Below are 24,623 nucleotides of genomic sequence, written 5' to 3'. Positions count from 1 at the left end.
CGTCCACGACCATCGGGAGCAGGTCGACGCCGACCGGTCCGGGACCGAACGTCCCGCCGGCGACGACGGCCGACACGACAGCAAGGAGCACGTGGTGGAGGGAACCTTCGCCCGCTTCAAGGGCCACGAGCAAGTGGTGTTCGGCAGCGACGACGAGTCCGGTCTGCGGTGCATCATCGCGCTGCACTCGACCAGGCTCGGACCGGCGCTCGGCGGCACCCGTTTCTATCCGTACGCGAGCGACGACGAGGCCCTCACCGACGTGCTTCGGCTGTCGCGGGCGATGTCATACAAGGCCGCCTGTGCCGGCCTGGACGTCGGCGGCGGCAAGGCCGTCATCATCGGCGACCCGTCGCAGCTGCGTTCCGAGGCGCTCCTGCGCGCCTACGGACGCATGATCGAGTCCCTCGGCGGCCGCTACGTCACCGCGTGCGACGTCGGCACCACGCCGGCCGACATGGCCGTCATCCGGCGCGAGACCCGCTGGGCAACCGGCGCCGACGAGGTCCACGGTGGCTCCGGCGACTCCGGCGTGCTGACCGCGTATGGCGTCTACCTCGGCATGAAGGCGGCCGCGCAGGCCGTGTTCGGCACCGACGCGCTCGGCGGCCGACACGTCGCGGTGCAGGGTCTGGGCAAGGTCGGTGCCCGTCTCGTCGGTCACCTCGTCGAGGAGGGCGCGAAGATCACGGCCGCCGACGTGTCGTCGGCCGCGTGTGAACGCGTCGCCTCCCTGCCCGGCGTCGAGATCGTGGACGTCGAGGACGTGCTGCTCGTCGACGCCGACATCGTCTCGCCCAACGCCCTCGGCGCCGTGCTCGACGCCGACACGATCCCGCACCTGCAGGCCAGGGTGGTGTGCGGCGGCGCCAACAACCAGCTCGCCACCGAGGAGGACGGTGACCGCCTGCAGGCGCGCGACATCCTCTACGCCCCGGACTTCGTCGTGAACGCCGGCGGCGTGATCAACGTCTCGGACGAGCTCGAGCCGGGTGGCTACTCGGCCGCCCGCGCCCACCAGCGCGCCGACGCGATCCCGCGCACGCTGCACGAGATCATCGCGGAGTCGCGGGCCGAAGGCGTGTCCACGGAGCGGGCGGCCATCACGGTCGCCGAGCGGCGGATGGCAGCCGTCGGCGGCCTGCGCGGTTTCTGGCTCCCCCGCTAGCACGCGCACGCTCACGCACCAAGCACTCGCCGCGCGCCCATCGCACCCGCGATGGGCTGCGCCGGCGCGCGGCCGACCGCATCTGGTGAGGCAAGGGCCGTCCAGCAGCGAGGTGGCGTGAACGTGGGTTCGGGGTCCCAGACGGACGTGGCGCGGCCGCATGCCCTGCCATGGGCCCGATCGGCGCCGTCCGACGTGCGGTGGCGGCTGGAGTCGCTCGGGATGCTCTGGATCGCGGGCGGGATCCTCGGCCTGCTCGTCCTGGCCCTGGCCGCCCGCCGTGACATGGCGGTCGGCGTCCTCGCGCTCATCGGCAGCTCGGCGATCGCCGTCGGTGTCCTGCTCATCGCCGTCGGACGCCGGCAGCCCCGGGCGGCGGTTCCGACGCGGTGGACCTGTCATCTTCCGCTGGTCGTCGGCACCGTGGCCATCGGGGGCTGCGTCGCCGCCGCGGGTGGTGGCAGTGCCCCGATCGCCTACGGGGCGTTGTTCGTCTGGATCGGGTTGTACGCCGGCGCATTCTTCACGCCGCGCGCGGTCGCGGCCCACGTCGCGTTCTCGATGGTGGCCTTCGGGGTCGCGCTGCGCTCGCTGGGGCAGCCGATGGCCGCCGAGATGCTGCTCGTGGGCGGCGTCACGACGGCGGCCGCGGTTCTCAGCGTCTGGACCGCGTGGCAGCGCAGCCTGGCGAACAGCGACCCGCTGACCGGCGTGATGAACCTGCGCGGGTTCGAACGGGCGCTCGAGCAGCAGATCGAGCGCTGCGAGCGGAGCCGCACCCCGCTGGCGCTCGCCCTGGTCGACCTCGACGGGTTCAAGGGCTACAACGACCAGCACGGCTCGGTGGCGGGCGATCGCCTGCTCGCGACCACCGCGGGCCGCTGGCAGGCCCAGCTTCCGGACACCGCGCTGATGGCACGCCTCGGCGGCGACGAGTTCGCCTTCATGCTGCCCGGGATGACCCCCGACGCCGCGGGCGAGCTGGTCGATCAGCTGCGGGCGTTGCTGCCGGCCCCCGTGACCGGTTCGGCCGGCGTCACCGAGTGGTGCCCGGGCGACACCCCCTCACAGCTGCGGGCGCGCACGGACGGGGCCCTGTTCCAGGCGAAGCGCTCGGGACGCGACCGGACCCAGGTCACCGACCACGAGCTCACCTCGGCGCTGGAGCTGTGGCGTGCCCTCGAGGCCGGCGAGTTCGTGCTGCACTACCAGCCCATCCATTCGCTGGCCGATGGCGGCCTGGACGGGTACGAGGCGCTGATCCGGTGGGAGCACCCGGAGAAGGGGATGCAGTCCCCGGCCGAGTTCATCACGGCCGCCGAGCGCAGCGGCGCGATCCACGCCATCGGCCGGTGGGTCATCGACGAGGCATGTCGGTACGCCGCCGCGCTACGCGAACGGCACGGCGATCAGGCGCCGACCGTCTCGGTCAACGTGTCGACGCTGCAGCTCACCGACCCGCGTCTGGCGTCCGACATCCGGTACGCCCTGGCGGCGACGAGACTGCCGCCACAGGCGCTGGTGCTGGAGCTGACCGAGAGCGCGCTGGACGGCAGCGTCACCGACGCGGCCGACGCACTGTGCCGCCTGCGCGAACTGGGCGTCCAGCTCGCGATCGACGACTTCGGCACCGGGTACTCGTCGCTGCACCGCCTCCGCAACCTGCCCTTCGACATCCTCAAGATCGACCGCTCGTTCGTGGCCGACATCGGCGACGAGCGACACGACGCGCTGCTGTGCGCCATCATCGCGATGGCCAACAGCCTCGGCCTGGACACGGTCGCCGAGGGCATCGAGACCGAGACCCAGCGCCACTTCCTCGCCGCCAACGGCTGCGTCCGTGGCCAGGGTTACCTGCTCGGACGTCCCGCACCCTCGACGCTCGGCGTCAGCGACCGCTGAGCTGGACGCGCGGTGCGTCGGGGACCGACTCGACGACGGCGCCGAGGATCCACGCGTCGAGGTCGCGCTCGGCCAGCAGGGCGACGGCGGTGTCGGCGACGTCGGCGGGCAGCACCGCGACCATGCCGACACCGCAGTTGAACGCGCGCCACATCTCCTCGTCGGCGACCGGGCCGGTGTCGCGCAGCCAGTCGAAGATCTCGGGCCATGCCCAGGTGGCGGTGTCGACATGGACCGACAGACCGTCGGGCAGCACGCGCGGCAGGTTGCCGGGCAGTCCGCCGCCCGTGACGTGACAGAAGGCGTGGACCTCCACGGCGTCGCGGAGCGCGAGACAGTCGGCGGCGTAGATCCGGGTGGGCGTGAGCAGCTCCTCGCCGAGCTCGCGGGACAGACCGTGCCGCTGGTGCAGGTTGCGGTCCCCCACGATGCGTCGCACGAGGCTGTAGCCGTTGCTGTGCAGGCCCGAGGACGGCATGGCCACCAGCAGGTCGCCTGACCGGACCCGGTCCGGACCCAGGATCGCGTCGCGCTCGACGACGGCGACGCCGAAGCCGGCCAGGTCGAACTCGTCCTGCCCCAGCAGTCCCGGATGTTCGGCGGTCTCGCCACCGACCAGCGCGCACCCGGCCAGGGCACAGCCGTCGGCGATGCCGCCGACGATGGCCGCGACACGCTCGGGGTCGAGCCGCCCCACCGAGATGTAGTCGTTGAAGAACAGCGGTTCCCCGCCGGGCACGACCAGGTCGTCGACGACCATCGCGACGAGGTCCAGGCCGATCGTGTCGAGACGGTCGAGGCGTCGCGCGACGTCGACCTTCGTGCCCACACCGTCGGTCCCCGACACCAGGACCGGCTGGCGGTAGCGGCTGGTGTCGAGTTGGAACAGGCCTCCGAAGCCACCGATGTTCCCGAGCACCTCGGCCCGGTGGGTGCGCCGTACCGCCTCGCCGATCAGTCGGACACTGCGGTCGGCGGCGTCGAGGTCCACGCCGGCGTCGGCATACGTCAGGTGCTGTGGTCCGGGCATCCGCGTCGACCTCGGGCTCGCGTACCGGTGGGCGGACGCCCATCCTCGCACGTCCCACCCGCCGGCACGACCCGCGGCGGCCCGGCCCGGATCAGACCCGGGCCTCGACCGCTGCGACGATCCTGCTGTCGTCGTCGAGGTGCTCGAGCAGGACCTCGACGGGCAACGGACGCGCGAACCAGTAGCCCTGGGCGAGGTCGCATCCGAGCCGTGCGAGCGCTTCGGCCGTGGCCTCGTCCTCGACCCCCTCGGCGACGACGACGAGGTCCAGCCGGTGCCCGAGCTCGTTGCTGAAGCCGACGATCGCCTCGGCGTCGTTCGACGTGCGCAGGTCCGCCACGAAGCTGCGGTCGATCTTCAGTTCGCTGACCGGCATGCTCCGCAGCAGCGCGAGCGACGAGTAGCCGGTTCCGAAGTCGTCGATGGAGAGACGAACGCCCAGGGCACGAAGCGCGAGCACGGCGTCACGTGCGCGGACCGGGTTGGTGGCGATCATGGTCTCGGTGATCTCGAGCGTCAGCCAGGCAGCCGGCACCTCGTGGCGGGCCAGCAGCTCCGCCACCGTGTCGACCAGGTCGCCGCCCCGCAGGTTGCGGACCGACAGGTTGACGGCCACACCCGCCGGGGTGCCGAGGTCGTTCCACCGGCGGCAGTCGCGCAGGGCGACGTCCAGGACGTACTCGGTGAGCGCGGCGATCAGGTCGCTGCGCTCGGCGACGGGGATGAAGACGTCCGGCGCCATCCGGCCGTGCACCGGGTGGTCCCAGCGCACGAGCGCCTCGGCGTCGGTCATCCGACGCGTGCGCAGGCACACCTTCGGCTGGTAGTGGACCACCAGCTCGCCACGGTCGATGGCCTCCCGAAGTTCACCGGCCAGCGCCAGCCGGTCGCGGCTGTTGCCGTCGTCGGCCGCGTCGTAGACGGCATGGCCGCGGTGCTCGCGCTTCGCGGTGTACATGGCCACGTCGGCCTTCTGGACCAGCGCGATCCCCGTCGAGGCATGGTCGGGATAGACCGCGACCCCGAGGCTGGCACCGATCTCGAGCGGCAGGCCCAGGATGTCGAACGGGCGCTCGAGCGCGTCGCGGATCTTGGTCGCGACGATGTCGATGGCGACCTCCTCACCGACGTCGGGCAGCAGGAACGCGAACTCGTCGCCGCCGAGGCGGGCGACGGTGTCCCCCGTCCGCAGCGTGTCGTGGAGGCGTTCGGCCACCTTGGTCAGCAGCACGTCGCCGTGGTGGTGCCCGAGGGTGTCGTTGACTTCCTTGAAACGGTCGAGGTCCATCAGGATGACGCCAAGCCGTTCACCGGTCCGCTCGGCGTGCGCCACGGCGTGGTCGAGGCGGTCGGCAAACAGGCTGCGGTTCGGAAGGCCGGTCAGACCGTCGTGCATCGCCTGGTGTTCGTTCTGCTCCGACTGCTCGCGCAGGGCCGCCGACGCGCTGAAGACGAGCCGGAACAGCACCCCCCACAGCACGGCGAGGGCGATGGCGAGCACGCCGAGCAGGCGCCAGGTGTCGCTCTGGATCGCCTCGGCGACCGGGCCGTACGGCAGCGTGACGGCGATGACGCCCTCGGCCGGGATACCGGGGCCGGAACCGAACCGCAGGGGCGTGAACGCTTCGAGGACCACGCCGTGCCGCCGCAGGAACGGGTTGGGTGAATCGGCAACCTCGGTGATGACCGCCACCGCCTCGCCGTCGAGGGCCTGGCGCAGCCCGGTGGACGGGGCGGGTGCCGAACCGATCGTGTCGCGTTCGCTGGCGAAGACGATGCGCCCGTCACGGTTCCAGATCCGCACCTCGACGGTGTCCAACGCGGAGAGGCTCACCACGAAGGCGCGTTCGAGCGCGTCCACCCGGCTGGGGGTCAGGCCGTTCGTGACCTCCTCGGGCGTGAGCGAGTTCTGGACGCCGAGGCGAGCCACCACCTGCGCTTCCCGCAGCGCACTGTCGAGGATGCGCCCCTGCGCTGACGCCTGCAGGACGTGCCCGAGGACCGACCCGAGCGCCACGAACAGCAGCAGGCTCGTCAGCCCGTACTTGGCCAGCAGGCTCGGCCGGATCCGGCCGAACCGCGCGCCGCAGCCCCCGACGGCACCCCGCAGGCCGCGGCGGGCCCGAGGAAGTTCGCCGTCAGCCACGGTCGCCCCCCGGGGACGACGCTGCCTGCAGTTCGCCGGACGCCAGACCGGCGCGGATCTCCTCGAGACGGGTGTGTACGTCCTCGGGGATCGCGGCTTCGTGAGCCGGCGCATACGTCACACCGCCCGTCGCGGCATCCATGACCACCGGACCGCCTCGGAACGCCCCGGCGGCGACGTCCACCAGCTGCAGGAAGACCCCGAGGTCCACGCGCTTGACGGTGGAGGTCACGATGCGGTCGGAGCCGGTGACCCCGCCGCCCTGGAACGTGGTCAGATACTGGTCCTGGTCGACGCCGATGACCCAGTGGCCCTGTTGCGCGGCGTGGAGGATGGCGCCGCTGCCGGTCAGCCCGGCGGGTGCGTAGATGACGTCGGCTCCGGACGCGGCGAACTCGTCGGCCTGGGCCGCGCCTCCTTCCTGGTCGGAGAACGAGTCGAGGTGCTCGCGCAGCACGGTGACGTCGGCGGCGAGGGAGGCCACACCGGCCTCGAAGCCGTCGGCGAGGGCGACGACCGGTGGGATGTCGTCGGGCCCGGCGACGACGCCGACGATGCCGCTCCCGGTCAGCATGCCGGCGACGGCACCGGCCAGGAAGCCGGCCTGGTCGTCGCTGAACGTGACCCGGGCGTAGTTGTCACCGTCGTAGTCGGTGACCTGGTCGACCCCGATGAACTGCACGTCCGGGTGGCTCGCGGCCACCGTCGCCGTCGCGGCCGCCAGCGGGAAGCCGACCGTGATCACCGCGTCCATGCCCTCCTCGACCAGCTCGCGCAGGTGGGCCTCGTTCTCCGAGGTGCCGCTGGCGATGTAGCTGGTCTCGAAGCCGAAGCACCGGGCCGCGGCCTGCATGCCCTCGTAGGCGAACTGGTTGAAGCTGCCGTCGCGCACGTCACCGGAGTCGGTGATCAGGCCGACGCGGAGCACGCGTTCGACCTCGATGTCGCCGAAGCGTTCGCGGCACAGGGCGCCGAGGTCGGCGTCCGCCGTGACGCCGCCGGCTTCGCGTGTCAGGTCGACCGCGCTGGTCGCGGGTGCGGCGGCGGGCGTCGTCGCCGGGGCCGGTGTGCCGGCGCCGCAGGCCGCGGTCGCGAGGACGAGGACGGCGAACGCGGCGGCGCGGAAGGGAACGGTGAGACGCATGGGGGCATCGGTTTTCGGTCGGGCGGAACGGTCACCCGGCCAGTCGGCCGCCCGTCACCACCCTCAAGTCCCGCGGTGCCGGGGCAGGCGCCAGCGGCGACGGAAGGCACGCTCGGCATCCGCGAAGGTGTCCAGCGGGTCGATCACGGACTGGCAGGCCTCGAGCAGTTCCTCGAGTTCGCGGGTCGAGGCCGCCACCTCGTCCACCTCGTCGGCACCGGCGACCGCCTCGTCGAGTGCGCGGGCGCAGTCGTGCCACTCGTGCTCGACCTCGGCCAGCCGCCATGCCGGCATCCAGTCCCGGGCGTCGGCGACGGCCTGGCGCACCGCGTCGGTGCCGACCGCGATCGGTGCCGGCTCCACGCGCCCCGTCGGCAGGGTGCCCAGCAGCACGCGCCGACCGCCCTCGATGACCTCGGCGCAGTCGAGGAACGCCCACCAGGCGTCGTGGTGGGCGGTCGGCAGGTCGGGCTTGCGACGGAACACGGCGCGCACGCTACCGGCCGCCGTATCGACCGTTGTCCCGCGTCCGCACGACCGTCTCCGCGGGCCGCCGTACGCTCTGTTGCATGACTGTCGCCCCGCTGCCCCCGCTCGCCTCGCATCCGTTCCTGACGGCGCTGCGCGAACGCGTCGTCGTGTTCGACGGCGCCATGGGCACGATGTTGCAGAACGCCGAACTGTCGGCGCAGGACTTCGGCAGCGAGGACCTCGACGGCTGCAACGAGGTCCTGGTGCGCTCGCGGCCCGACGTCGTCGCCGAGGTGCACCGCTCCTTCCTCGCCGTCGGGGTCGACGCCGTCCAGACCAACACCTTCGGCGGCGCTCCGTGGGTGCTCGACGAGTACGGACTCGGTGCCGAGGCCGAGGACCTCAACCGCCGCGCGGCAGCCCTGGCCCGGCAGGTGGCCGACGACTTCGCGACCTCCGACCGGCCTCGGTGGGTGGTGGGCGCGATCGGCCCCGGCACCCGCGCACCCACCCTTTCGCTCGGCAAGGATCCAGCCACCACGAAGGACTTCATCGACGTCCCCGCCATGGAGGACGGCTACCGACGGCAGGTCCGTGGCCTGCTCGACGGTGGCACCGACGTGCTGCTCGTCGAGACCTCCTTCGACCTGCTGCAGATCAAGGCGGCGGTGGCGGCCTGCAACGACGTGTTCGTCGAACGGGGCGAGCGGGTCCCACTGATGGTGCAGTTCACCGTCGAGAAGGACATCAACACGATGCTGCTGGGCACCGAGCCCTTGGCAGCCATCGCCGCGCTGGACCCCCTGGCGATCGACGTCCTCGGCATGAACTGCGCCACCGGACCCGACGACATGCGCGAGCACGTCCGCACGCTGGCGCGCCATTCACGCCTGCCGATCAGCGTCATCCCCAATGCAGGCATCCCCTACCTCGAAGACGGCCGCACGATCTACCCGCTGGACCCGGCGGGACTCGCCGCTGCACAGCGCGAGTTCGTGCAGGAGTTCGGCGTCAACGTGGTCGGCGGTTGCTGTGGGACGACGCCGGAACACCTGGCGGCGGTCGTCGAGGCGACCCGCGACGTCGCGCCCCGGCCACGCCGTCTCGACCGCGCCGCGTTCACCCGCGCCGGCGCCGCCGGGCGGCTCACGACCGCTGATGCGACCGCTGGCGCGGACGCCGACGGACGCGCGCCGATCACGGTCGAGTACCGGCCGGCGCTCGCGTCGCTGTACAGCGCCGTCCCACTCGCACAGGACAACGCGTTCCTCGCCATCGGCGAGCGCGCCAACGCCAACGGATCCAGGGCGTTCCGGGAACTGCTCCTGGCCGAGGACTGGGACGCCGCCGTCCAGCTGGCGAAGTCGCAGACGCGCGAGGGTGCCCACGTGCTGGACGTCTGCGTCGACTACGTCGGCCGCGACGGCGTCCCCGACATGATCCAGATCGTGGACCGGTACGCGACGCAGTCGACCCTGCCGTTGGTGATCGACTCGACCGAGATCGAGGTCGTCGAGGCCGCACTCCTGCGTCTCGGCGGTCGCGCGGTCATCAACTCGGTCAACCTCGAGGACGGCCGCAACAAGGTCGATCGCCTCCTGCCGCTGGCCAAGCGCTACGGCGCCGCGGTCGTGGTCCTCGCCATCGACGAGCAGGGCCAGGCCCGCACCGCGGACTGGAAGGTCGACGTGTGCGAGCGGATCGCCCGGATCGCCATCGACGAGTACGGCCTGGAGGCGCACGACCTCGTCTTCGACTGTCTCACCTTCCCGCTCGGCTCCGGCCAGGAGGACCTGCGTCGTGACGCGCTCGAGACGCTCGAGGCGATCGAGCGGGTCAAGGGCGCCGTGCCCGGCTGCTTCACCACGCTCGGGGTCTCCAACGTCTCGTTCGGTCTCTCGCCTGCCGCACGCCAGGTGCTGAACTCGGTGTTCCTCAAGGCGGCGATGGACCGCGGGCTGGACTCCGCCATCGTGCATCCGGGCAAGATCCTGCCGCTGCACCGCATCCCCGACGAGCAGGTGCGGGTGGCGCTGGACCTGATCGACGACCGCCGCGGAACGGCCGGCATGGACGGGACGGCCGACGCCGGCTACGACCCGCTGCACCGGCTGATGGCGCTGTTCGACGGCGAGAGCGAGACGAAGGCCTCGGCGGACGAGCTGGCCGCCCTGACGGTCGAGGAGCGCCTCGAACGGCGCATCGTCGACGGCGAACGCGACGGGATGGTGGCCGACCTCGACGAGGCGCTGCAGACACACGCCCCGCTGGCCATCATCAACGAGATCCTGCTGGCGGGGATGAAGACCGTCGGTGAACTGTTCGGCTCGGGGCAGATGCAGCTGCCGTTCGTGCTGCAGTCGGCGGAGGCGATGAAGGCCGCCGTCGGACACCTCGAACCGCACATCGAGGCCGCCGGTGGCGGATCGTCGACGAAGGGCTCGATCGTGCTCGCGACCGTGCGCGGCGACGTGCACGACATCGGCAAGAACCTCGTCGACATCATCCTGCGCAACAACGGCTACGAGGTCCACAACCTCGGCATCAAGCAGCCCATCGACACGATCCTCGCCGCTGCGCAGGAACAGGGCGCGGACGCGGTCGGCATGTCCGGGCTGCTGGTCAAGTCGACGGTCGTCATGCGCGACAACCTCGAGGAGATGAACGCCCGCGGCATGGCGTCGCTGCCCGTGCTCCTGGGCGGCGCGGCACTGACCCGCGGGTACGTCGAGGACGACCTGCGCGAGGTGTACGACGGCGACGTCTTCTACTGCAAGGACGCCTTCGAGGGCCTGCGCGTCCTGGACACGGTGATGGCGGCACGCCGCGACGGCGTCGCACCCCCGGAAGCGCTGACCGCGCGCAAGCCGCGGCGAACCCCGAAGAAGACCCGTCATCCGGAGGCGCCGCCCGCCGTGGACGCGCAGGGCCGGCCACGGTCGACGGTCGCGACGGACGTCGCGGTGCCGACGCCGCCGTTCTGGGGCTCGCGCGTCGTGCGCGGCATCCCGGTCGACGAGGTGTGGCCGCTGCTCAACGAGGTGGCGCTGTTCCGCAACCAGTGGGGCTTCACGCCGGGCACGTCGTCCCCGGCCGAGTACCAGCGGTTGCTGGACGAGACGGCCCGACCCGTGGTCCGCGAATGGCTCGACCGCGCCAAGGCGGACAAGGTCGTCACGCCCGAGGTCGTCTACGGCTACTACCCCGCCAACGGCGACGGCGACGACCTCGTGGTGTGGCAGCCGGACGCACCCCTGGAGAAGGAGCTGGTCCGTTTCACGTTCCCCCGTCAGGAGCGTGGCCGCTTCCTCGCCATCGCCGACTTCTTCCGGCCCGTCGACAGCGGCGAGGTCGACGTGCTGCCCGTCCAGGTGGTCACGATGGGCCGGCGCATCAGCGAGGTGGCGCAACAGCTGTTCGCCGACGACCGCTACCGGGACTACCTGTACGCGCACGGCTTCGGGGTCGAGATGGCCGAGGCGCTCGCCGAGCTGTGGCACCGGCGCATCCGCGAGGAGCTCGGCATCGCCGGCGACGACGGCCCCACCAAGCAGGACCTGTTCCGCCAGGTCTACCGCGGCTCCCGATACTCGTTCGGGTATGCCGCCTGTCCGGACCTCGAGGACCAGGCCAAGCTGTTCCAGCTGATCGACCCCGGCCTGATCGACGTCGAGCTGACGGAGGAGTTCATGCTCCACCCGGAGCAGTCGACCTCTGCCATCATCGTCCATCACCCCGAGGCGAAGTACTTCAACGCCCGCTGACGGGCGTGCTCGGATGCGCGGCACCCCCGACTCTCGGCCGGCCGGACCGCCCGGCGGGACCGCTACCGTCGCCAGCCATGACGCGTGTCGCCCCGCAGCCAGCGCCGTGCGCACGCCCCCACCGCCGCGACGCCAGGAGGCCACCATGGACCCCAGACTGCTGATCACCGCGATCCCGTGGGTACGGCGCGCCTGGCGGATGCTGCCGCCGCCGCTGCGCCTGCCGGTCCTCGCCGTGGCGGCGGCCGTGGGTGGCTACTACGCCATCACCGGTCGCGAGGAGCTGATGAACGCCATCAACGAGGCGCGCGGCGAGAGCACGACGATCGATCAGCGCGGCACCACCACCTAAGGCGCCCGGCGACACGCTTCGCGCACACGTGACAGGGCCACCCGGGTTCTCGGGTGGCCCTGTTCTCTGCCGGAGGGGTCGCGTCCGAGGAGGCGGAACGCGCACCGACCGGCGTGCTTGGGAGTGGGCGGTCAGTCCCGCCGGATCTGCTCGGCCTTGGCGTCGGCGGCATCGGCGCGCTTGTCCGCGGCCTCCTGCTCGAGACGCTCGGCCTCGTTCTGCTTCTGGCCGCTCTTCTGCTGGGCCTCGCCCTCGCGCTCGAGGTTCTCGTCGCCCGTGGCGCGACCAGCGGTCTCCTTGGCCACACCCTTGACCTTGTCACCGAGTGAGTCGCTCATGTGCTGCTCCTTTGGTCGGCGCCGGGCGGTGCCCGTCGCGGTGGGCACCAGCCGGCCTTCGGTCCGAGTCGTCGCACGAGCCTGCGGCTGGACCCGGACCGCCCCCCGTGGGCGGCCGGCGTGGTGTGGTGACACCGAACCGCACCACGCCGCACCCGGCCACCGGCGCGTCGCGGCCGTTCGGCGAAGTCGGACGGGGCGGTCGTCCGGGCGTCCGGGTCGCCTATCGTCGTTCGGACCCGGCCGGTCGGACGCACGTCGACCCCGGCTCGAGGCACACGAAGGGACCCGGATGCGAAGCTCCCACCCCGGACCGCCGCCGCACCTCGATGCGCCCTTGGAGGTCTCGCCCGCCGACTGGGAGCCCCGTCAGATCTACTACCTGATGACCGGGCTGGTGGTGCCCCGCCCGATCGCGTGGGTGTCCACCTTCGGCGACCGTGGCATCGGAAACGTCGCTCCGCACAGCTACTTCAACGTCGTCGCGCACGACCCTCCCCACGTGGTGTTCTCCTCGTCCGGCACGAAGGACACCCTGCGCAACATCCGCGCCCGCCGGGAGTTCGTCGTCAACATCGTGACGATGGATGTCGTCGAGGCGATGAACTTCACCGCCACGGACTTCCCGCCCGACGAGGACGAATTCGCGTGGGCGCAACTGACGCCGGCTCCCGCCGCCGTCGTCGACGCGCCCCGCGTCGCCGAGGCCAAGGCACACCTCGAGTGCCGACTGGTCGAGGAGGTCGCGGCCGGAAACGGCAACATCGTGGTGGGCGAGGTCGTGCACCTGCACGTGGATCCCTCGGTCTGGCGCGACGGCCGGGTCGACCCGGTCCTGCTCGACCCGGTCTGCCGCCTCGCGGGCAGCGGCTACGCCCGGCTCGGTGCGCTGTTCGACCTGCCACGACGGCGCTGGGACGACGTGGAAGGCAGCCCGCCGGGTGCCGCCATCCCCCGCCTCGAGTGAGCCGGTCAGGCGTCGGCGGATTCCCCGCCGTCGGCGCCCTCCGCCCACTCCGCCCAGGTGGCGCCCTCCTCGAGGTCGTCGTCGGGCATCTCGCACTGCACCTGTTCGAGCAGCGCGGTGTCGTCGCTGAACTCGAGGACGCCGACGCGTCCGTCCGTCACGTCGTCGACGTGCACGACCGCCAGTCGCCACCAGGTCGTGCCGTCGTGCTCCCACAGCACCCCGACGTCGGCGTCACCGACCGCACCGCGGCCCAGGCAGGCACTGGGCCGGCGGGCCCACAGGTCCTCGAGCGCGTCGGGAAGGTTGTCGCGATCGCCGCCGAGCAGTCCCGGCGCCTCGCCGTCGGCCGCCACCACCTCCAGCAACGCCTCGAGGTCACGGGCGTTGAACGCCTCGGCGATCGCGTCGATGGCATCGGCCGCCGCGTCGTCGCGGATGCCGACCTCGAGGTCGTCCTCGTACAGGTCACCGGCCGGATCGTCGAGGTGGAACCCGAAGTCGTCGGCGCCGACGCTGCCCGGTCCGGCGTCGGGCGTCGCTTCGCGATCGTCCTCGATCCGGTCGCCGTCGAGGCGGTCGAGCTTGGCCTCGGCTCCCGCCGCGAGCCGGTCGAGCTCGGACACGGACGATCCTCCACGTGGGTTGCCTGCATGCTGCCGTCCCGGGCGCCGCGACACAAGGGGTCCCCGCGTCCACGTCGGTGCACGACCGAACGGTGGGAGGTGTCGACGCCGGCCCTGCGGACCGCTTGGCTGGGGGCCAACGGCCCGCGGTCCGGGGACCGACGCCCCGGGCGGTCCGTCGCGCGGAGGCGGTACAAACGTCTCCGACGCCTCGGCACGGCCGGGGCCGGTGGTGCGTACGCGCTTCCACCTCCCCAACGACTCCGACGCCACGACAACGAGGCCTTCGATGCAGCCCCACGACCACGTCCTGCCCGACGGCACCACCGTCCGCATCCGGCCGATCACGCCGGACGACAAGGGCCTGCTGCTCGGGATGTGGGGGCGCACGTCCGCTGACTCACGGCGCGCACGCTTCCTGGGCTCGTTCAACCTCGACGAGTCGAACGTGGCCCGCTTCACCGATCTCGACCCGAAGATGCAGTACGCCCTGATCGCCACCCGCGGGCGTCGCGAGAACGAGCAGATGATCGGCGTCGCCCGCTACGAGCGCGACCCCGACCGGCTCGACTCGGCCGAGTTCGCCGCGCTGGTCGAGGACGCCCACCAGGGCCGCGGTGTCGGCACGGCACTGGTGCGCGAGCTCGCGCTGGCCGCCGCCGACGCCGGCATCACCCACCTCTCCGGCGACATCCTGTCCGACAACACCCGCATGTTGAACCTGGTGCGCGAACTCGGCCTGGAATACCGCTCCGACCGGGACTTCGGCGGCGTGGTGCGCAGCGACCTCGAGGTGGCGATCTCCGAGCAGTTCCTCAACGTGGTCGCCGAGTCCGAACGCGAGGCCGCCGAGGCCGGTCTGCGCCGTTTCTTCCGGCCCGAGAAGGTCGCCGTCGTCGGCGCCTCGCGCAACAAGACCTCGATCGGCGGCCTGGTCTTCGACAACATCCTCGAGGGCGGGTTCACCGGCGTGGTGTACCCGGTCAACCCCAACGCCCCCTACGTGCAGGGGGTCGCGGCCTACCCGAGCCTGTCCGACTGCCCCGAGGTGCCCGACCTCGTGTTCGTGTGCGTGCCGTCACGGTTCGTCAACGACCTCGTCGACGAGGCCGGCGAACTGGGGGTCAAGGCCGTCTGCGTCATCTCGGCCGGCTTCTCCGAGGTGGGCGAGGAGGGCGAGGAACGGCAGGCCGACCTGATGGAGCGGGCGCGCGGCTACGGCCTGCGCATCATCGGCCCCAACTGCATGGGGTTGCTCAACGGCAACGACGACGTGCGGATGAACGGCACCTTCTCGCAGACCTTCCCACAGGCGGGCCGGGTCTCGATGTCGTCGCAGTCGGGAGCGCTCGGCCTGGCCGTGCTCGAGCACGTCGACAACCTCGGCCTCGGGATCTCGACGTTCGTGTCGGTCGGCAACAAGGCCGACATCTCGGGCAACGACCTGCTGCTGTACTGGGAGCAGGACCCCGACACCGACGTGATCCTGATGTACCTCGAGTCGTTCGGCAACCCACGCAAGTTCTCGCGGATCGCCCGCCGGGTGTCGCGTCGCAAGCCGATCGTGGCGGTGAAGTCGGGCCGGACCTCCGCCGGGGTGCGGGCCGCGTCGAGCCACACGGCCGCCATCTCCTCGGGGGACACGGCCGTCGAGGCGTTGTTCCGGCAGACCGGCGTGATCCGCACGGACACGCTCGAGGAGATGTTCGACGTCGCCACGCTGTTGTCCAGCCAGGGGCTGCCCAGCGGCAACAAGGTCGCGATCCTCACCAACGCCGGCGGCCCGGGCATCCTCGCGGCGGACGCCCTCGAGGCGAACGGGCTCGAGGTCCCGCCGCTCTCGGACCGGACCATCGAGCAGTTGCGGACGTTCCTGCCCGCCGAGGCCGGCGTCGGCAACCCGGTCGACATGATCGCCTCGGCGACCCCCGCCGCCTACGAACGTGCCCTGGAGGTCCTCGGCAACGCCGACGAGATCGACATGGTGTTCGTGATCTTCATCCCGACCGGCACGACCGCGACCGAGGACGTCGCACGGTCACTGATCGAGGCCAAGTCCAAGCTGGCCGCGGGCACGCCGGTCGTGAGCGTGTTCATGTCCGCGACCGGGATGCCGCCCGAGCTGGCCGAGGCCGAGATCCCCTCGTTCGCCTTCCCCGAGGCCGCCGCGCGTGCGATGGGCCGGGTCGCGACCTACTCGGCGTGGCGTCGTCGCCCGCTGGGTGAGGTCGTCGAACCGGACGGGATGGACCGCGAGGCGGCGCGCCGCATCGTCGACCGCGCCCTCGCCGACGCCCACGACCCGACGGCGGCCTGGCTGTCCTCCGAGGACGCCGAGGCGCTGCTGCGCGCCTACGGGGTTCCGCTGGCCCGTTCACGCGTGGTCGCGACCCCCGAGGAGGGGGCGCGGACCCAAGCCGAGTTCGCCGCGCCGGTGGCCGTGAAGGTGGCCGCACCGATCCACAAGACCGACGTCGGCGGCATCGAGCTCGGCCTGAGCTCCCCGGAGGCGGTGGCCGAGGCCATCAGCCGGATCCGGCAGTCGCTGATCGACGCCGACCTCGGTGAGCACGCCGACGCGTTTCTCGTCCAGGAGATGGTCGGCGAGGGCCTCGAGATGGTGGTCGGGGTCACCCACGATCCCTCGTTCGGGCCGATCGTGATGGCGGGCATGGGCGGCACGCTCGTCGAACTGCTGCGCGACGTCAGCGTGCGCATCACGCCGCTGACCGACCGCGACGTGGACGACATGCTCGCCGACCTGCGGATGGCACCACTGCTGACCGGCTACCGGGGCGCTCCCCCGGCCGACGTCCCGGCACTCAAGGACCTGCTGTTCCGGATCAACGCGATGGTCGAGGATCTGCCGGAGGTGGCCGAACTCGACCTCAACCCGATCTTCGTCCGTCCCGACGGGCGGGGCGTGGTCGGTGTCGACGTCCGACTCAAGCTCGCCGCGACCTGAGCGTGCGTCCCGGGCCGGTGCGCAGGTGCCCGCCCCGTGATGGCAGGCCGCGGCGGTGCGGCCAGCCAGAGGCCGACCTCGCTCCGAGCGCACCGCCGCGCCGTGGCATCACCGCGGCGCACGGTTTCCCCGGCTGGCGTTCACCGGGCGGGCAGGTCGACGTAGGCTCCGCGACCCGCATCGCGGCCGGCCGCCGCGGCCGGACTCGGAGGACGTGTGCCACGCATCGATGAGCTGCTCGCGGCCGGCCCGACGTACTCGTTCGAGTTCTTCCCGCCGCGCACCGACGCCGGCGAGGCGAAGCTGCGCGCCACCCTCAACGAGCTAGAGCCGCTCGGGCCCTCGTTCGTGTCGGTGACCTACGGCGCCGGTGGGTCCACCCGCGAGCGGACGCACCAGATCGTGGTGGACATGCTCGAACACACCACGATGACCCCGATGGCGCACCTCACGGCGGTGTGTCACACCCGCGACGAGCTGGCCGACATCCTCGCCCGCTACCGCGACGCGGGCGTGAAGAACATCCTCGCGCTGCGGGGGGACGCGCCGCAGGACGTCGAGCCGTTCTGGGAGCTGGAGCGTGCCATCGATCTCGTGGAACTGGCGCGCGAGGTCGGCGGCGGCCAGTTCGCGATCGGGGTCGCCGCGCATCCCGAGGGCCATCCGTCGTCGCGGGTCCTGGCCGAGGACCGTCGGCACCTCGCCACCAAGCTCACGGCGGCCGACTTCGGCGTGACCCAGTTCTTCTTCACGGTCGACGCCTACCTCGCCATGGTCGACGCCGTCAGGTCGCACGGGTGCGACACCCCGATCGTGCCCGGGGTCATGCCGGTGACCAACGTGCGCCAGATCGAGCGGTTCGCGCAGCTGTCGGGAGCGGCGTTCCCCACCGAGCTCGGCGACCGGCTGCACGCGGTGGAGGACGACGCGGCCGAGGTGGCACGAATCGGCATCGAGGTGGCGACGCAGCTGTGCCGGGACCTGCTCGACGCGGGCGCGCCGGGCCTGCACTTCTACACGCTCAACAGCTCCACCGCGACGCGCGAGATCTACGCCAACCTGGGGTTGCCCGCCGCGACCCGGTGACGCGACGCCGGTGCGTCTTCGCCGGCCACGCTCGCCGCACACCGCAGCATCGCCGTCACGGTGCGGTCGACGTCGCGGGCTCCGGTGGCCCAGTTCGAAACGGAGATCCGCATGTGCCGGTGGCCGCGCCACGTCGTGCCGCTGACGTAGGCGGTGCCGTCGCGCTGGACGGCCGCCACCACGGCGTCGTTGTAGGTGTCCGGATCGACGCCGGCCGGCGGCCGCCAGCGCACCAGCACCTGGTTGAACACGACGTCGTTGACGACCTCCGCGTGCCCGCTGGCGGCCAGTTCGGCGGCGAACCGCCGGGCCATCGCGGTGGCCTGCTCGACCATCGCCGCGACGCCGGCGCGTCCGAGCTGACGCAGGGCGGCGTAGATGCCGACACCGCGGGCGCGCCGGGAGAACTCGGGATTGAAGTCCATCGCCTCCCGGAGCCCGCCGTCGCCCTGGATGAGATAGTCGGCCCGCACGCTCATCGCCGCACGGTGCGCGGCCTCGTGCCGGCAGACCGCGATCCCGCAGTCGTAGGCGACGTTGAGCAGCTTGTGCCCGTCGGTCGACCAGGAGTCGAGCCGGTCCAGGCCGGCCACCAGCCGCGCGTGGGTCGGCGAGGCGGCGGCGAGCAACCCGACCGCACCGTCCACGTGGACCCAGGTCGGGTTGCCCGCGGCCCGGTGCCGTTCGGCCGCGTCGGCGATGGCGTCGAACCGGTCGAAGGCGCCCGTGTTGACGTTGCCGGCCTCGGCGCACACGATCGTCGGCCCGCTCAGCCCCGCCAGCGTCTGCCGCAGGTCGTCGAGGACGAACCGGTCCTGGTCGTCGCCGGCCACCTCGACGATGCGGCGCTCGCCGAGACCGAGGAAGCGTGCCGCGCGACCGATCGTCACGTGGCGACCGGCCTTCGCCACGAGGTGGACCGGTGGCGCGCCGGCGAGCCCGTCGGCCTCGACGTCCCAGCCCGCGTCGCGCAGCACCTGGTCGCGGGCCGCGGCGAGGCAGGTGAAGTTCGCCATCTGACCGCCGGTGACCAGCCCGACCGAGGCCGACGGTGGGAGCCCGAGCAGCTCGACGAGCCAGCGTGTTGCGGTCTCCTCGACGACCGTGACCCCGGGCGTCGGGGCGTACAGCCCGGCGTTCTGGTCCCAGGTGGCCACCAGCAGCTCGGCGCCGTAGGCGGCCGGCAACAGGCCACCGATCACGAACCCGAAGTAGCGGCCGGAGGCGTGGGCGGCGATGAACGGTTCGAGGTCGCGGGCGAGCTCGGCGACCACGTCGGGAGCCGGCGTCCCGGCGTCCGGCAGCGGCCGGTCGACGACCGCCCGGATCTCCTCGGGGCTGGTGTCGGGGTGGACCCGACGTTCGGGCAGCCTGGTGAACCAGCGCCGAGCCGCGGGGACCGCCACGTCGAGGACCGCGTCCCAGTCGTCACCCTGCATCGGAAGGCTCTTTCGCACGAGCGCCTGTACCGACCGATGATGTCACGTTCGCTCAGCGCTGGGAACGGAACCAGTCGATCGTGCGGGCCAGCCCCTCGCGCAGGTCCACCTCGGGTTCCCAACCGAGCTCGCGACGGGCGACGGTGATGTCGGGCCGACGGACCTGCGGGTCGTCGATCGGACGCTCGGTGTCGACCAGTTCGCTCCTCGAGTCGGCCAGCTCGAGGACCAGCTCCGCCAGCTCGCGGATCGACACCTCGACGGGGTTGCCGAGGTTCACCGGCTCGGTGTAGCCCGACACGAGCAGGCCCAGGATGCCCTCGACGAGGTCGTCGACGTAGACGATGGAGCGCGTCTGCGCGCCGCCGCCGTGCAGGGTGAGCGGCTCACCGCGCAGCGCCTGGCCGATGAACGTGGGCACGGCCCGGCCGTCCTCCACGCGCATCCTCGGTCCGTGGCAGTTGAAGATGCGCACCACCCGGACGTCGATCCCGTGGGTGCGGTGGTAGGCGTAGGTCATGGCCTCGGCGAACCGTTTCGCCTCGTCGTAGACGCCTCGGGGACCGATCGGGTTGACGTGGCCCCAGTAGGTCTCGGGCTGCGGGTGCACCTGCGGGTCGCCGTACACCTCCGAGGTCGAGGCGAGCAGGAACCGGGCTCCCTTCTCCTTGGCCATCCCCAGCGCGTTGTGGGTGCCGAGGGAGCCGACCTTCAGGGTCTGGATCGGAAGCTTGAGGTAGTCGATCGGCGACGCCGGCGAGGCGAAGTGCAGGACCGCGTCGACCCGGCCCGGGACGTGGAGGAAGTGCGTCACGTCGTAGTTGACGAAGGTGAAGCCGGCCCGCCCGACGAGGTCTTCGACGTTGTCGAGGCTGCCGGTCACCAGGTTGTCGATCGCGGTCACCCGCGCCCCCCGCGCCAGCAGCGCGGTGCACAGGTGCGAGCCGAGGAACCCCGCCCCGCCGGTCACCACGACGTGCCGCCCGTCGAGCGACGTGAAGCCCATGTGCGCGACCCTGCCTCGGTGGTTTCGCGTCACACGCTATCCAGCGGAGGGCCCACCCGGCCGGGTCCGGGGCCTCACCCCGGCAGTACAGTCGCCGGCTGCGCCCGCCGGGCGAGAACACGGAGTGGCTGTGACCGACCGACCTGCCGGAGCGGACACCGACCTGGTCGACGCCGACCGGGCGACCGCGGCGTGGGTCGGCGCCGAGCGGGCCGACCACCTGCGTGCGGCGTCGGTCGACTGGCCGTCGTGGGACCTGCTCCCGGCGCAGGTCGACGACCTCGAGCTCGTGCTCGACGGACTGCTCGATCCCGAGCCCCTCACGGTCCCCGTCGCGGCGGCGACGGACTGGCGGGTCGGGGACACGGTCGCGCTCCGTGATCCCGAGGGCACGATGATGGCGGCCCTCCGAATCGATCGTCGACGTGCGGTCGACGATGCCACCATCGCGCTCGAAGGCGGGTGCGAAGGAGTCGCGCGACCCGCGCGTTGGAGTTTCCGGGCCCTGCGCCACACGCCGGAGCAGTTGCGGGCGCGGTTCGCCGACGACGAGACGGTGCTGGCCGTCGTCACCGACCGTGCCCTGCACCGCGACGACGTCGAGGAGATCCGCACCGAGGTCGCCGACCGTCGGGGCCAGTTGCTGCTGGTGCAACTCGAGGTCGCCGACGCCGGCGCCGACGCCACCGCGGCCGTCACCCGGGCGCTGCTCGCCGCTCTGCCCGAGCTCCGGGTGGCGACGACGCTGAGCCTGCTGCCGTGCTCCCCGCGTCTGCTGACCGACACCTCCGACGCGCGACGTGACGCCATCGCCCGGGCGCTGGGAGCGGGCACACGGCTGCGGCTCGGGCGCATCGGTACGGACGTCGAGGCCGCGATCCGCCGCGGTGACTCGGTCGCAAACGACGCGACCTTCCCGGCCGTCGAGGCGGAGTTGCGCGCGGCACACCCGCCGCGCCACGACCGGGGGCTGGTGGTGCTGTTCACCGGACTGTCCGGCTCGGGCAAGTCGACGGTCGCCAACGCCCTGCGGGGTCGGCTGCTCGAACGCGGTGACCGGCGTGTCACGCTGCTCGACGGGGACCTGGTGCGCAAGCACCTGTCGGCGGGCCTGGGCTTCTCCCGCGAGGACCGCGCCACCAACGTCCGTCGCATCGGCTACGTGGCGGCACAGATTGCCCATCACGGTGGCATCGCGATCTGTGCCCCGATCGCGCCGGACGCGGGTGTACGGGCCGACGTGGCCGCAATGGCGGCGCAGGCGGACGCCGGCTTCGTGTTGGTGCACGTCGCGACACCGCTCGAGGTCTGCGAACAGCGCGACCGCAAGGGCCTGTACGCCAAGGCCCGCGCCGGCGCCCTGACCGGCTTCACGGGTATCGACGACCCCTACGACGCGCCCGAGCAGCCCGACCTGCGCCTGGACACCGTCGACGCGGATCCGCAGGCGTGCGCCCAGCAGGTCCTCGATCTGTTGGTCACCGAGGGGTGGCTCACCGGCGACCGCTGAGGGGACGGCGTTCGCACGGTTGACACGCCCTGACCTCGCGCCCCGCGCGCCGGGCCCCGAACCTGCCGGCTGCCCTCCCAGCCCGCCACCCGTTCGGAGCCGTACTCGTGGCCGACGTCGAACGCATCAAGGCCGCCAGCAACTGGCTGGCCGGCGACCTCGCCGCCGAGCTCGCCGACACGAGCACGCCGGGGGTCTCGGCCGAGTCGACCCAGCTCCTCAAGTTCCACGGGATGTACCAGCAGGACGACCGCGACGTGCGCCGGGAACGCCAGCGTGCGGGGCTCGGCAAGGCCATCACCATGATGGTGCGCGCCTCCATCCCGGCGGGAGCCACGACGGCGGCGCAGTACCTCGCCTGCGACCGGCTCGCGGACGAGGTCGCCGACGGCACCCTGCGCATCACCACCCGGCAGGGCCTGCAGTGGCACAAGGTCGGCAAGCTCGACGTCCAGCGGCTGATCCGCACCCTCAACGACTCGGAGCTGACCACCATCGCCGCCTGCGGCGACGTGGCCCGCAACGTGATGGCCTGCCCCGCGCCGCTGCCGGGTCGCGACGACCTGCTGCCGTATGCGCGCGCCCTCGCCCGCGCCGTACGACCCCGCACGCAGGCGTACTGGGACCTGTGGCTCGACGGCGAGCGCGCGGTGTCCGCGGTCGAGGAGGCCGTCGATCCCGCAGACGCGGTCGACGGCGACCTCGACCCGCTCTACGGGCCCACGTACCTGCCCCGCAAGTTCAAGATCGGCTTCGCGCACACCGGGGACAACTGCGTCGACGCCTACACCAACGACGTCGGGATCGTCCCCGTCCGCGATGCCGCCGGCGTGATCGTGGCGTTCACGCTGCTCGTCGGTGGCGGTCTGGGGATGACCCACAACAAGCCGGCCACCTTCCCGCGGCTGGCCGACCCGCTCGGCGACGTCGCACCCGAACACCTCGTCGCCGCGGTCAAGGCGGTCATCGAGGTCCAGCGCGACCACGGGGATCGTGCCGACCGCAAGCACGCACGGATGAAGTACCTCGTGCACGACTGGGGGGTGGACAAGTTCCGTGCCGCCGTCGAGGACCGGGTCACGTTCACGTTCGACGCGCCGACCCCGGCCCGTTGGGACGCGACCTCGGACCACCTCGGCTGGCACGAGCAGGCCGACGGCAACCACTTCCTCGGGGTCCACGTGACCTCCGGACGGATCCAGGACACCGACCGGGTCCGACTGCGAACCGCGATCCGAACGCTCGTCGAACGCCACGGCCTGGGCGTGCGGTTCACTCCCGCCCAGAACCTGCTGCTCACCGGGATCACCACGGCGATCCGCGACGACGTCGAGGCCACGCTGCGCCGGCACGGGGTCGCGCTGACCGGCGACCTGCCGACCGTCACCCGCAAGGCGCTCGCGTGCCCGGCGCTGCCGACGTGCGGCCTCGCCCTCGCCGAGGCCGAACGCGCCATGCCCGACTTCCTGGCCGGCTTCGACGCCCGGCTGCAGCAGCTTGGCATCGGTGGCGACGCGCCACAGGTCCGGGTCACCGGCTGCCCCAACGGCTGCGCCCGGCCCTACTCGACCGAGATCGGCGTGGTGGGCCGCGGCAAGGACCACTACACGGTCCAGCTCGGGGGCGACGACGTCGGCACCCGCCTCAACGAGGTGTTCGCCGACCGCGTCAGCCTGGACGGCGTCGTCGACCTGCTCGAACCGGTGCTGGCCGCCTGGCACACCGAACGCAACGCTGGGGAGTCCTTCGGGGACTGGACCAACCGCGTCGGCGTGACCGAACTCCGGGCCCGCTTCGACGCCGCCGACTTCGAGCACCAGCGGCAGGCAACCGGCGTCCGCGGAGGCACGACATGAACGCCCTGCGTCCCGACGACCGCGCCGCGGTCGACGCCTCCGTCGCGACGGCCATGGACGGGGACCGCCCACGCCCGGACGACCGCTTCCGCGCCATCGGCCCCGACGACGACTCCGCCTTCGTCCGACTGCTCGCCGCGGAGGCTGCGGACACGCTCGAGGACAAACCGGCCGAACGGATCCTGGCGTGGGCGGCCGGCGTGCTGCCCCGCTTCGTCGTCACCTCGTCGTTCGGCGCCGAGTCGGCGGTGCTGCTGCACCTGCTGTCGCGGGTCGCCCCCGAGGTCCCGGTGCTGTTCCTCGACACCGGGCTGCACTTCGACCAGACGCTGCGGTTCCGGCGCGAACTGGCCGTCGACCTCGGCCTGTCGGTCGTGGACCTGCGACCCGAGCTGTCGGTCGCGCAGCAGGCGACCAGGTACGGGGACGCGCTCTGGAGCCGCGACCCCGATGCGTGCTGCGCGATGCGGAAGACCACGCCGCTGCGCACCGCGCTGCGTTCCTTCGACGGATGGGCCACCGGCGTGCGCCGATCGCAGACACCGGAACGGGCGGCGACCCCGATCGTCGAGGCCCGACAGCACGACGACCGCTGGCTGGTGAAGGTGGCGCCGCTGGCGCGATGGACCGATCTCGACGTCGACGACCACCTGCGCAGACACGGCCTCCCGCGGCATCCCCTGACCGGGCAGGGCTACCCCTCGATCGGTTGCGAACCCTGCACCGCCAGGGTGGCGCCGGGCGAGGATCCCCGCGCCGGGCGTTGGTCGGGATTCGACGGCAAGACCGAATGCGGCATCCACCTGGCCGACGACGGCAGCGTCGTGCGCACGACGACGACGCCGGGCTGAGC

18 protein-coding genes are annotated in these 24,623 nt (G+C 72.1%); 10 read left to right on the top strand and 8 right to left on the bottom strand.

Annotation, left to right across the window (positions count from 1 at the left end):
• Positions 1–94: 94 nt before the first annotated feature.
• Positions 95–1,168 (top strand): Glu/Leu/Phe/Val dehydrogenase, encoded by a 1,074-nt coding sequence (locus ACERMF_RS01775; RefSeq protein ID WP_373667298.1) that lies wholly within the window; start codon positions 95–97, stop codon positions 1,166–1,168.
• Between the two features lie 123 nt (positions 1,169–1,291).
• Positions 1,292–3,070, top strand: a complete 1,779-nt coding sequence (locus ACERMF_RS01770) for a putative bifunctional diguanylate cyclase/phosphodiesterase (RefSeq protein WP_373667297.1) — start codon at positions 1,292–1,294, stop codon at positions 3,068–3,070.
• On the opposite strand, the gene purM is transcribed toward ACERMF_RS01770, so the two are convergent.
• The 4 genes from purM to ACERMF_RS01750 all read right to left on the bottom strand — a co-directional run bounded on the left by purM (position 3,057) and on the right by ACERMF_RS01750 (position 7,876).
• On the bottom strand, positions 3,057–4,100 hold the full coding sequence (gene purM / locus ACERMF_RS01765) for a phosphoribosylformylglycinamidine cyclo-ligase (protein ID WP_373667296.1): 1,044 nt from the start codon (positions 4,098–4,100) through the stop codon (positions 3,057–3,059). The genes ACERMF_RS01770 and purM overlap by 14 nt on opposite strands.
• Positions 4,101–4,191: 91 nt before the next feature.
• The gene (locus ACERMF_RS01760) at positions 4,192–6,246 is read right to left on the bottom strand and encodes a putative bifunctional diguanylate cyclase/phosphodiesterase (RefSeq protein ID WP_373667295.1); all 2,055 of its coding nucleotides are present in this window, start codon (positions 6,244–6,246) and stop codon (positions 4,192–4,194) included.
• On the bottom strand, positions 6,239–7,390 hold the full coding sequence (locus ACERMF_RS01755; protein WP_373667294.1) for a BMP family ABC transporter substrate-binding protein: 1,152 nt from the start codon (positions 7,388–7,390) through the stop codon (positions 6,239–6,241). Before ACERMF_RS01755 ends, ACERMF_RS01760 begins: the two co-directional genes overlap by 8 nt.
• Positions 7,391–7,453: 63 nt before the next feature.
• Positions 7,454–7,876 (bottom strand): hypothetical protein, encoded by a 423-nt coding sequence (locus tag ACERMF_RS01750; protein WP_373667293.1) that lies wholly within the window; start codon positions 7,874–7,876, stop codon positions 7,454–7,456.
• 83 nt (positions 7,877–7,959) lie between these two features.
• On the opposite strand from ACERMF_RS01750, the gene ACERMF_RS01745 reads away from it, so the two are divergent.
• Both ACERMF_RS01745 and ACERMF_RS01740 read left to right on the top strand, forming a co-directional pair.
• A complete protein-coding gene (locus tag ACERMF_RS01745; protein ID WP_373667292.1) occupies positions 7,960–11,625 on the top strand; it encodes a homocysteine S-methyltransferase family protein in 3,666 nt (1,221 codons plus the stop codon).
• Positions 11,626–11,770: 145 nt separating this feature from the next.
• Positions 11,771–11,977, top strand: a complete 207-nt coding sequence (locus ACERMF_RS01740; protein ID WP_373667291.1) for a hypothetical protein — start codon at positions 11,771–11,773, stop codon at positions 11,975–11,977.
• Between the two features lie 131 nt (positions 11,978–12,108).
• On the opposite strand, the gene ACERMF_RS01735 is transcribed toward ACERMF_RS01740, so the two are convergent.
• Positions 12,109–12,315: a CsbD family protein gene (locus ACERMF_RS01735; RefSeq protein ID WP_373667290.1), complete on the bottom strand. Its 207-nt coding sequence runs from the start codon at positions 12,313–12,315 to the stop codon at positions 12,109–12,111.
• A gap of 292 nt (positions 12,316–12,607) precedes the next feature.
• Here ACERMF_RS01735 and ACERMF_RS01730 point away from each other — a divergent pair, with 292 nt between their 5' ends.
• Entirely contained in the window at positions 12,608–13,282 is a 675-nt protein-coding gene (locus tag ACERMF_RS01730) for a flavin reductase family protein (protein WP_373667289.1), read from the top strand.
• Between the two features lie 5 nt (positions 13,283–13,287).
• Here the strand turns inward: ACERMF_RS01730 and ACERMF_RS01725 are convergent, their stop codons facing one another.
• Positions 13,288–13,908, bottom strand: coding sequence for a hypothetical protein (locus ACERMF_RS01725; protein ID WP_373667288.1), 621 nt, complete (start codon positions 13,906–13,908; stop codon positions 13,288–13,290).
• 289 nt (positions 13,909–14,197) lie between these two features.
• On the opposite strand from ACERMF_RS01725, the gene ACERMF_RS01720 reads away from it, so the two are divergent.
• Both ACERMF_RS01720 and metF read left to right on the top strand, forming a co-directional pair.
• On the top strand, positions 14,198–16,873 hold the full coding sequence (locus ACERMF_RS01720; RefSeq protein ID WP_373667287.1) for a GNAT family N-acetyltransferase: 2,676 nt from the start codon (positions 14,198–14,200) through the stop codon (positions 16,871–16,873).
• Between the two features lie 216 nt (positions 16,874–17,089).
• Entirely contained in the window at positions 17,090–17,959 is an 870-nt protein-coding gene (gene metF, locus ACERMF_RS01715; RefSeq protein WP_373667286.1) for a methylenetetrahydrofolate reductase [NAD(P)H], read from the top strand.
• Here metF and ACERMF_RS01710 read toward each other — a convergent pair.
• Together ACERMF_RS01710 and ACERMF_RS01705 are read right to left on the bottom strand one after the other, a co-directional pair.
• Positions 17,923–19,398, bottom strand: a complete 1,476-nt coding sequence (locus ACERMF_RS01710; RefSeq protein ID WP_373667285.1) for an aspartate aminotransferase family protein — start codon at positions 19,396–19,398, stop codon at positions 17,923–17,925. The two genes, metF and ACERMF_RS01710, sit on opposite strands and share 37 nt — an antisense overlap.
• A gap of 52 nt (positions 19,399–19,450) precedes the next feature.
• Positions 19,451–20,404 (bottom strand): UDP-glucuronic acid decarboxylase family protein, encoded by a 954-nt coding sequence (locus ACERMF_RS01705; RefSeq protein WP_373667284.1) that lies wholly within the window; start codon positions 20,402–20,404, stop codon positions 19,451–19,453.
• Between the two features lie 130 nt (positions 20,405–20,534).
• Between ACERMF_RS01705 and cysC the strand changes: the two genes are divergently transcribed.
• The 3 genes from cysC to ACERMF_RS01690 all read left to right on the top strand — a co-directional run bounded on the left by cysC (position 20,535) and on the right by ACERMF_RS01690 (position 24,621).
• On the top strand, positions 20,535–21,914 hold the full coding sequence (cysC, locus tag ACERMF_RS01700) for an adenylyl-sulfate kinase (RefSeq protein ID WP_373667283.1): 1,380 nt from the start codon (positions 20,535–20,537) through the stop codon (positions 21,912–21,914).
• A gap of 107 nt (positions 21,915–22,021) precedes the next feature.
• On the top strand, positions 22,022–23,770 hold the full coding sequence (locus ACERMF_RS01695; protein WP_373667282.1) for an NADPH-dependent assimilatory sulfite reductase hemoprotein subunit: 1,749 nt from the start codon (positions 22,022–22,024) through the stop codon (positions 23,768–23,770).
• Complete coding sequence (locus ACERMF_RS01690; protein ID WP_373667281.1) at positions 23,767–24,621, top strand: phosphoadenylyl-sulfate reductase; 855 nt, start codon at positions 23,767–23,769, stop codon at positions 24,619–24,621. Before ACERMF_RS01695 ends, ACERMF_RS01690 begins: the two co-directional genes overlap by 4 nt.
• The last annotated feature ends 2 nt before the right edge of the window (positions 24,622–24,623 follow it).

It is taken from the genome of Egicoccus sp. AB-alg6-2 (genome assembly GCF_041821025.1).
Lineage (GTDB): Bacteria > Actinomycetota > Nitriliruptoria > Nitriliruptorales > Nitriliruptoraceae > Egicoccus.
The sequence above is the reverse complement of the archived record's forward strand: the minus strand, read 5'-3'. Positions and strand labels throughout refer to the sequence as shown.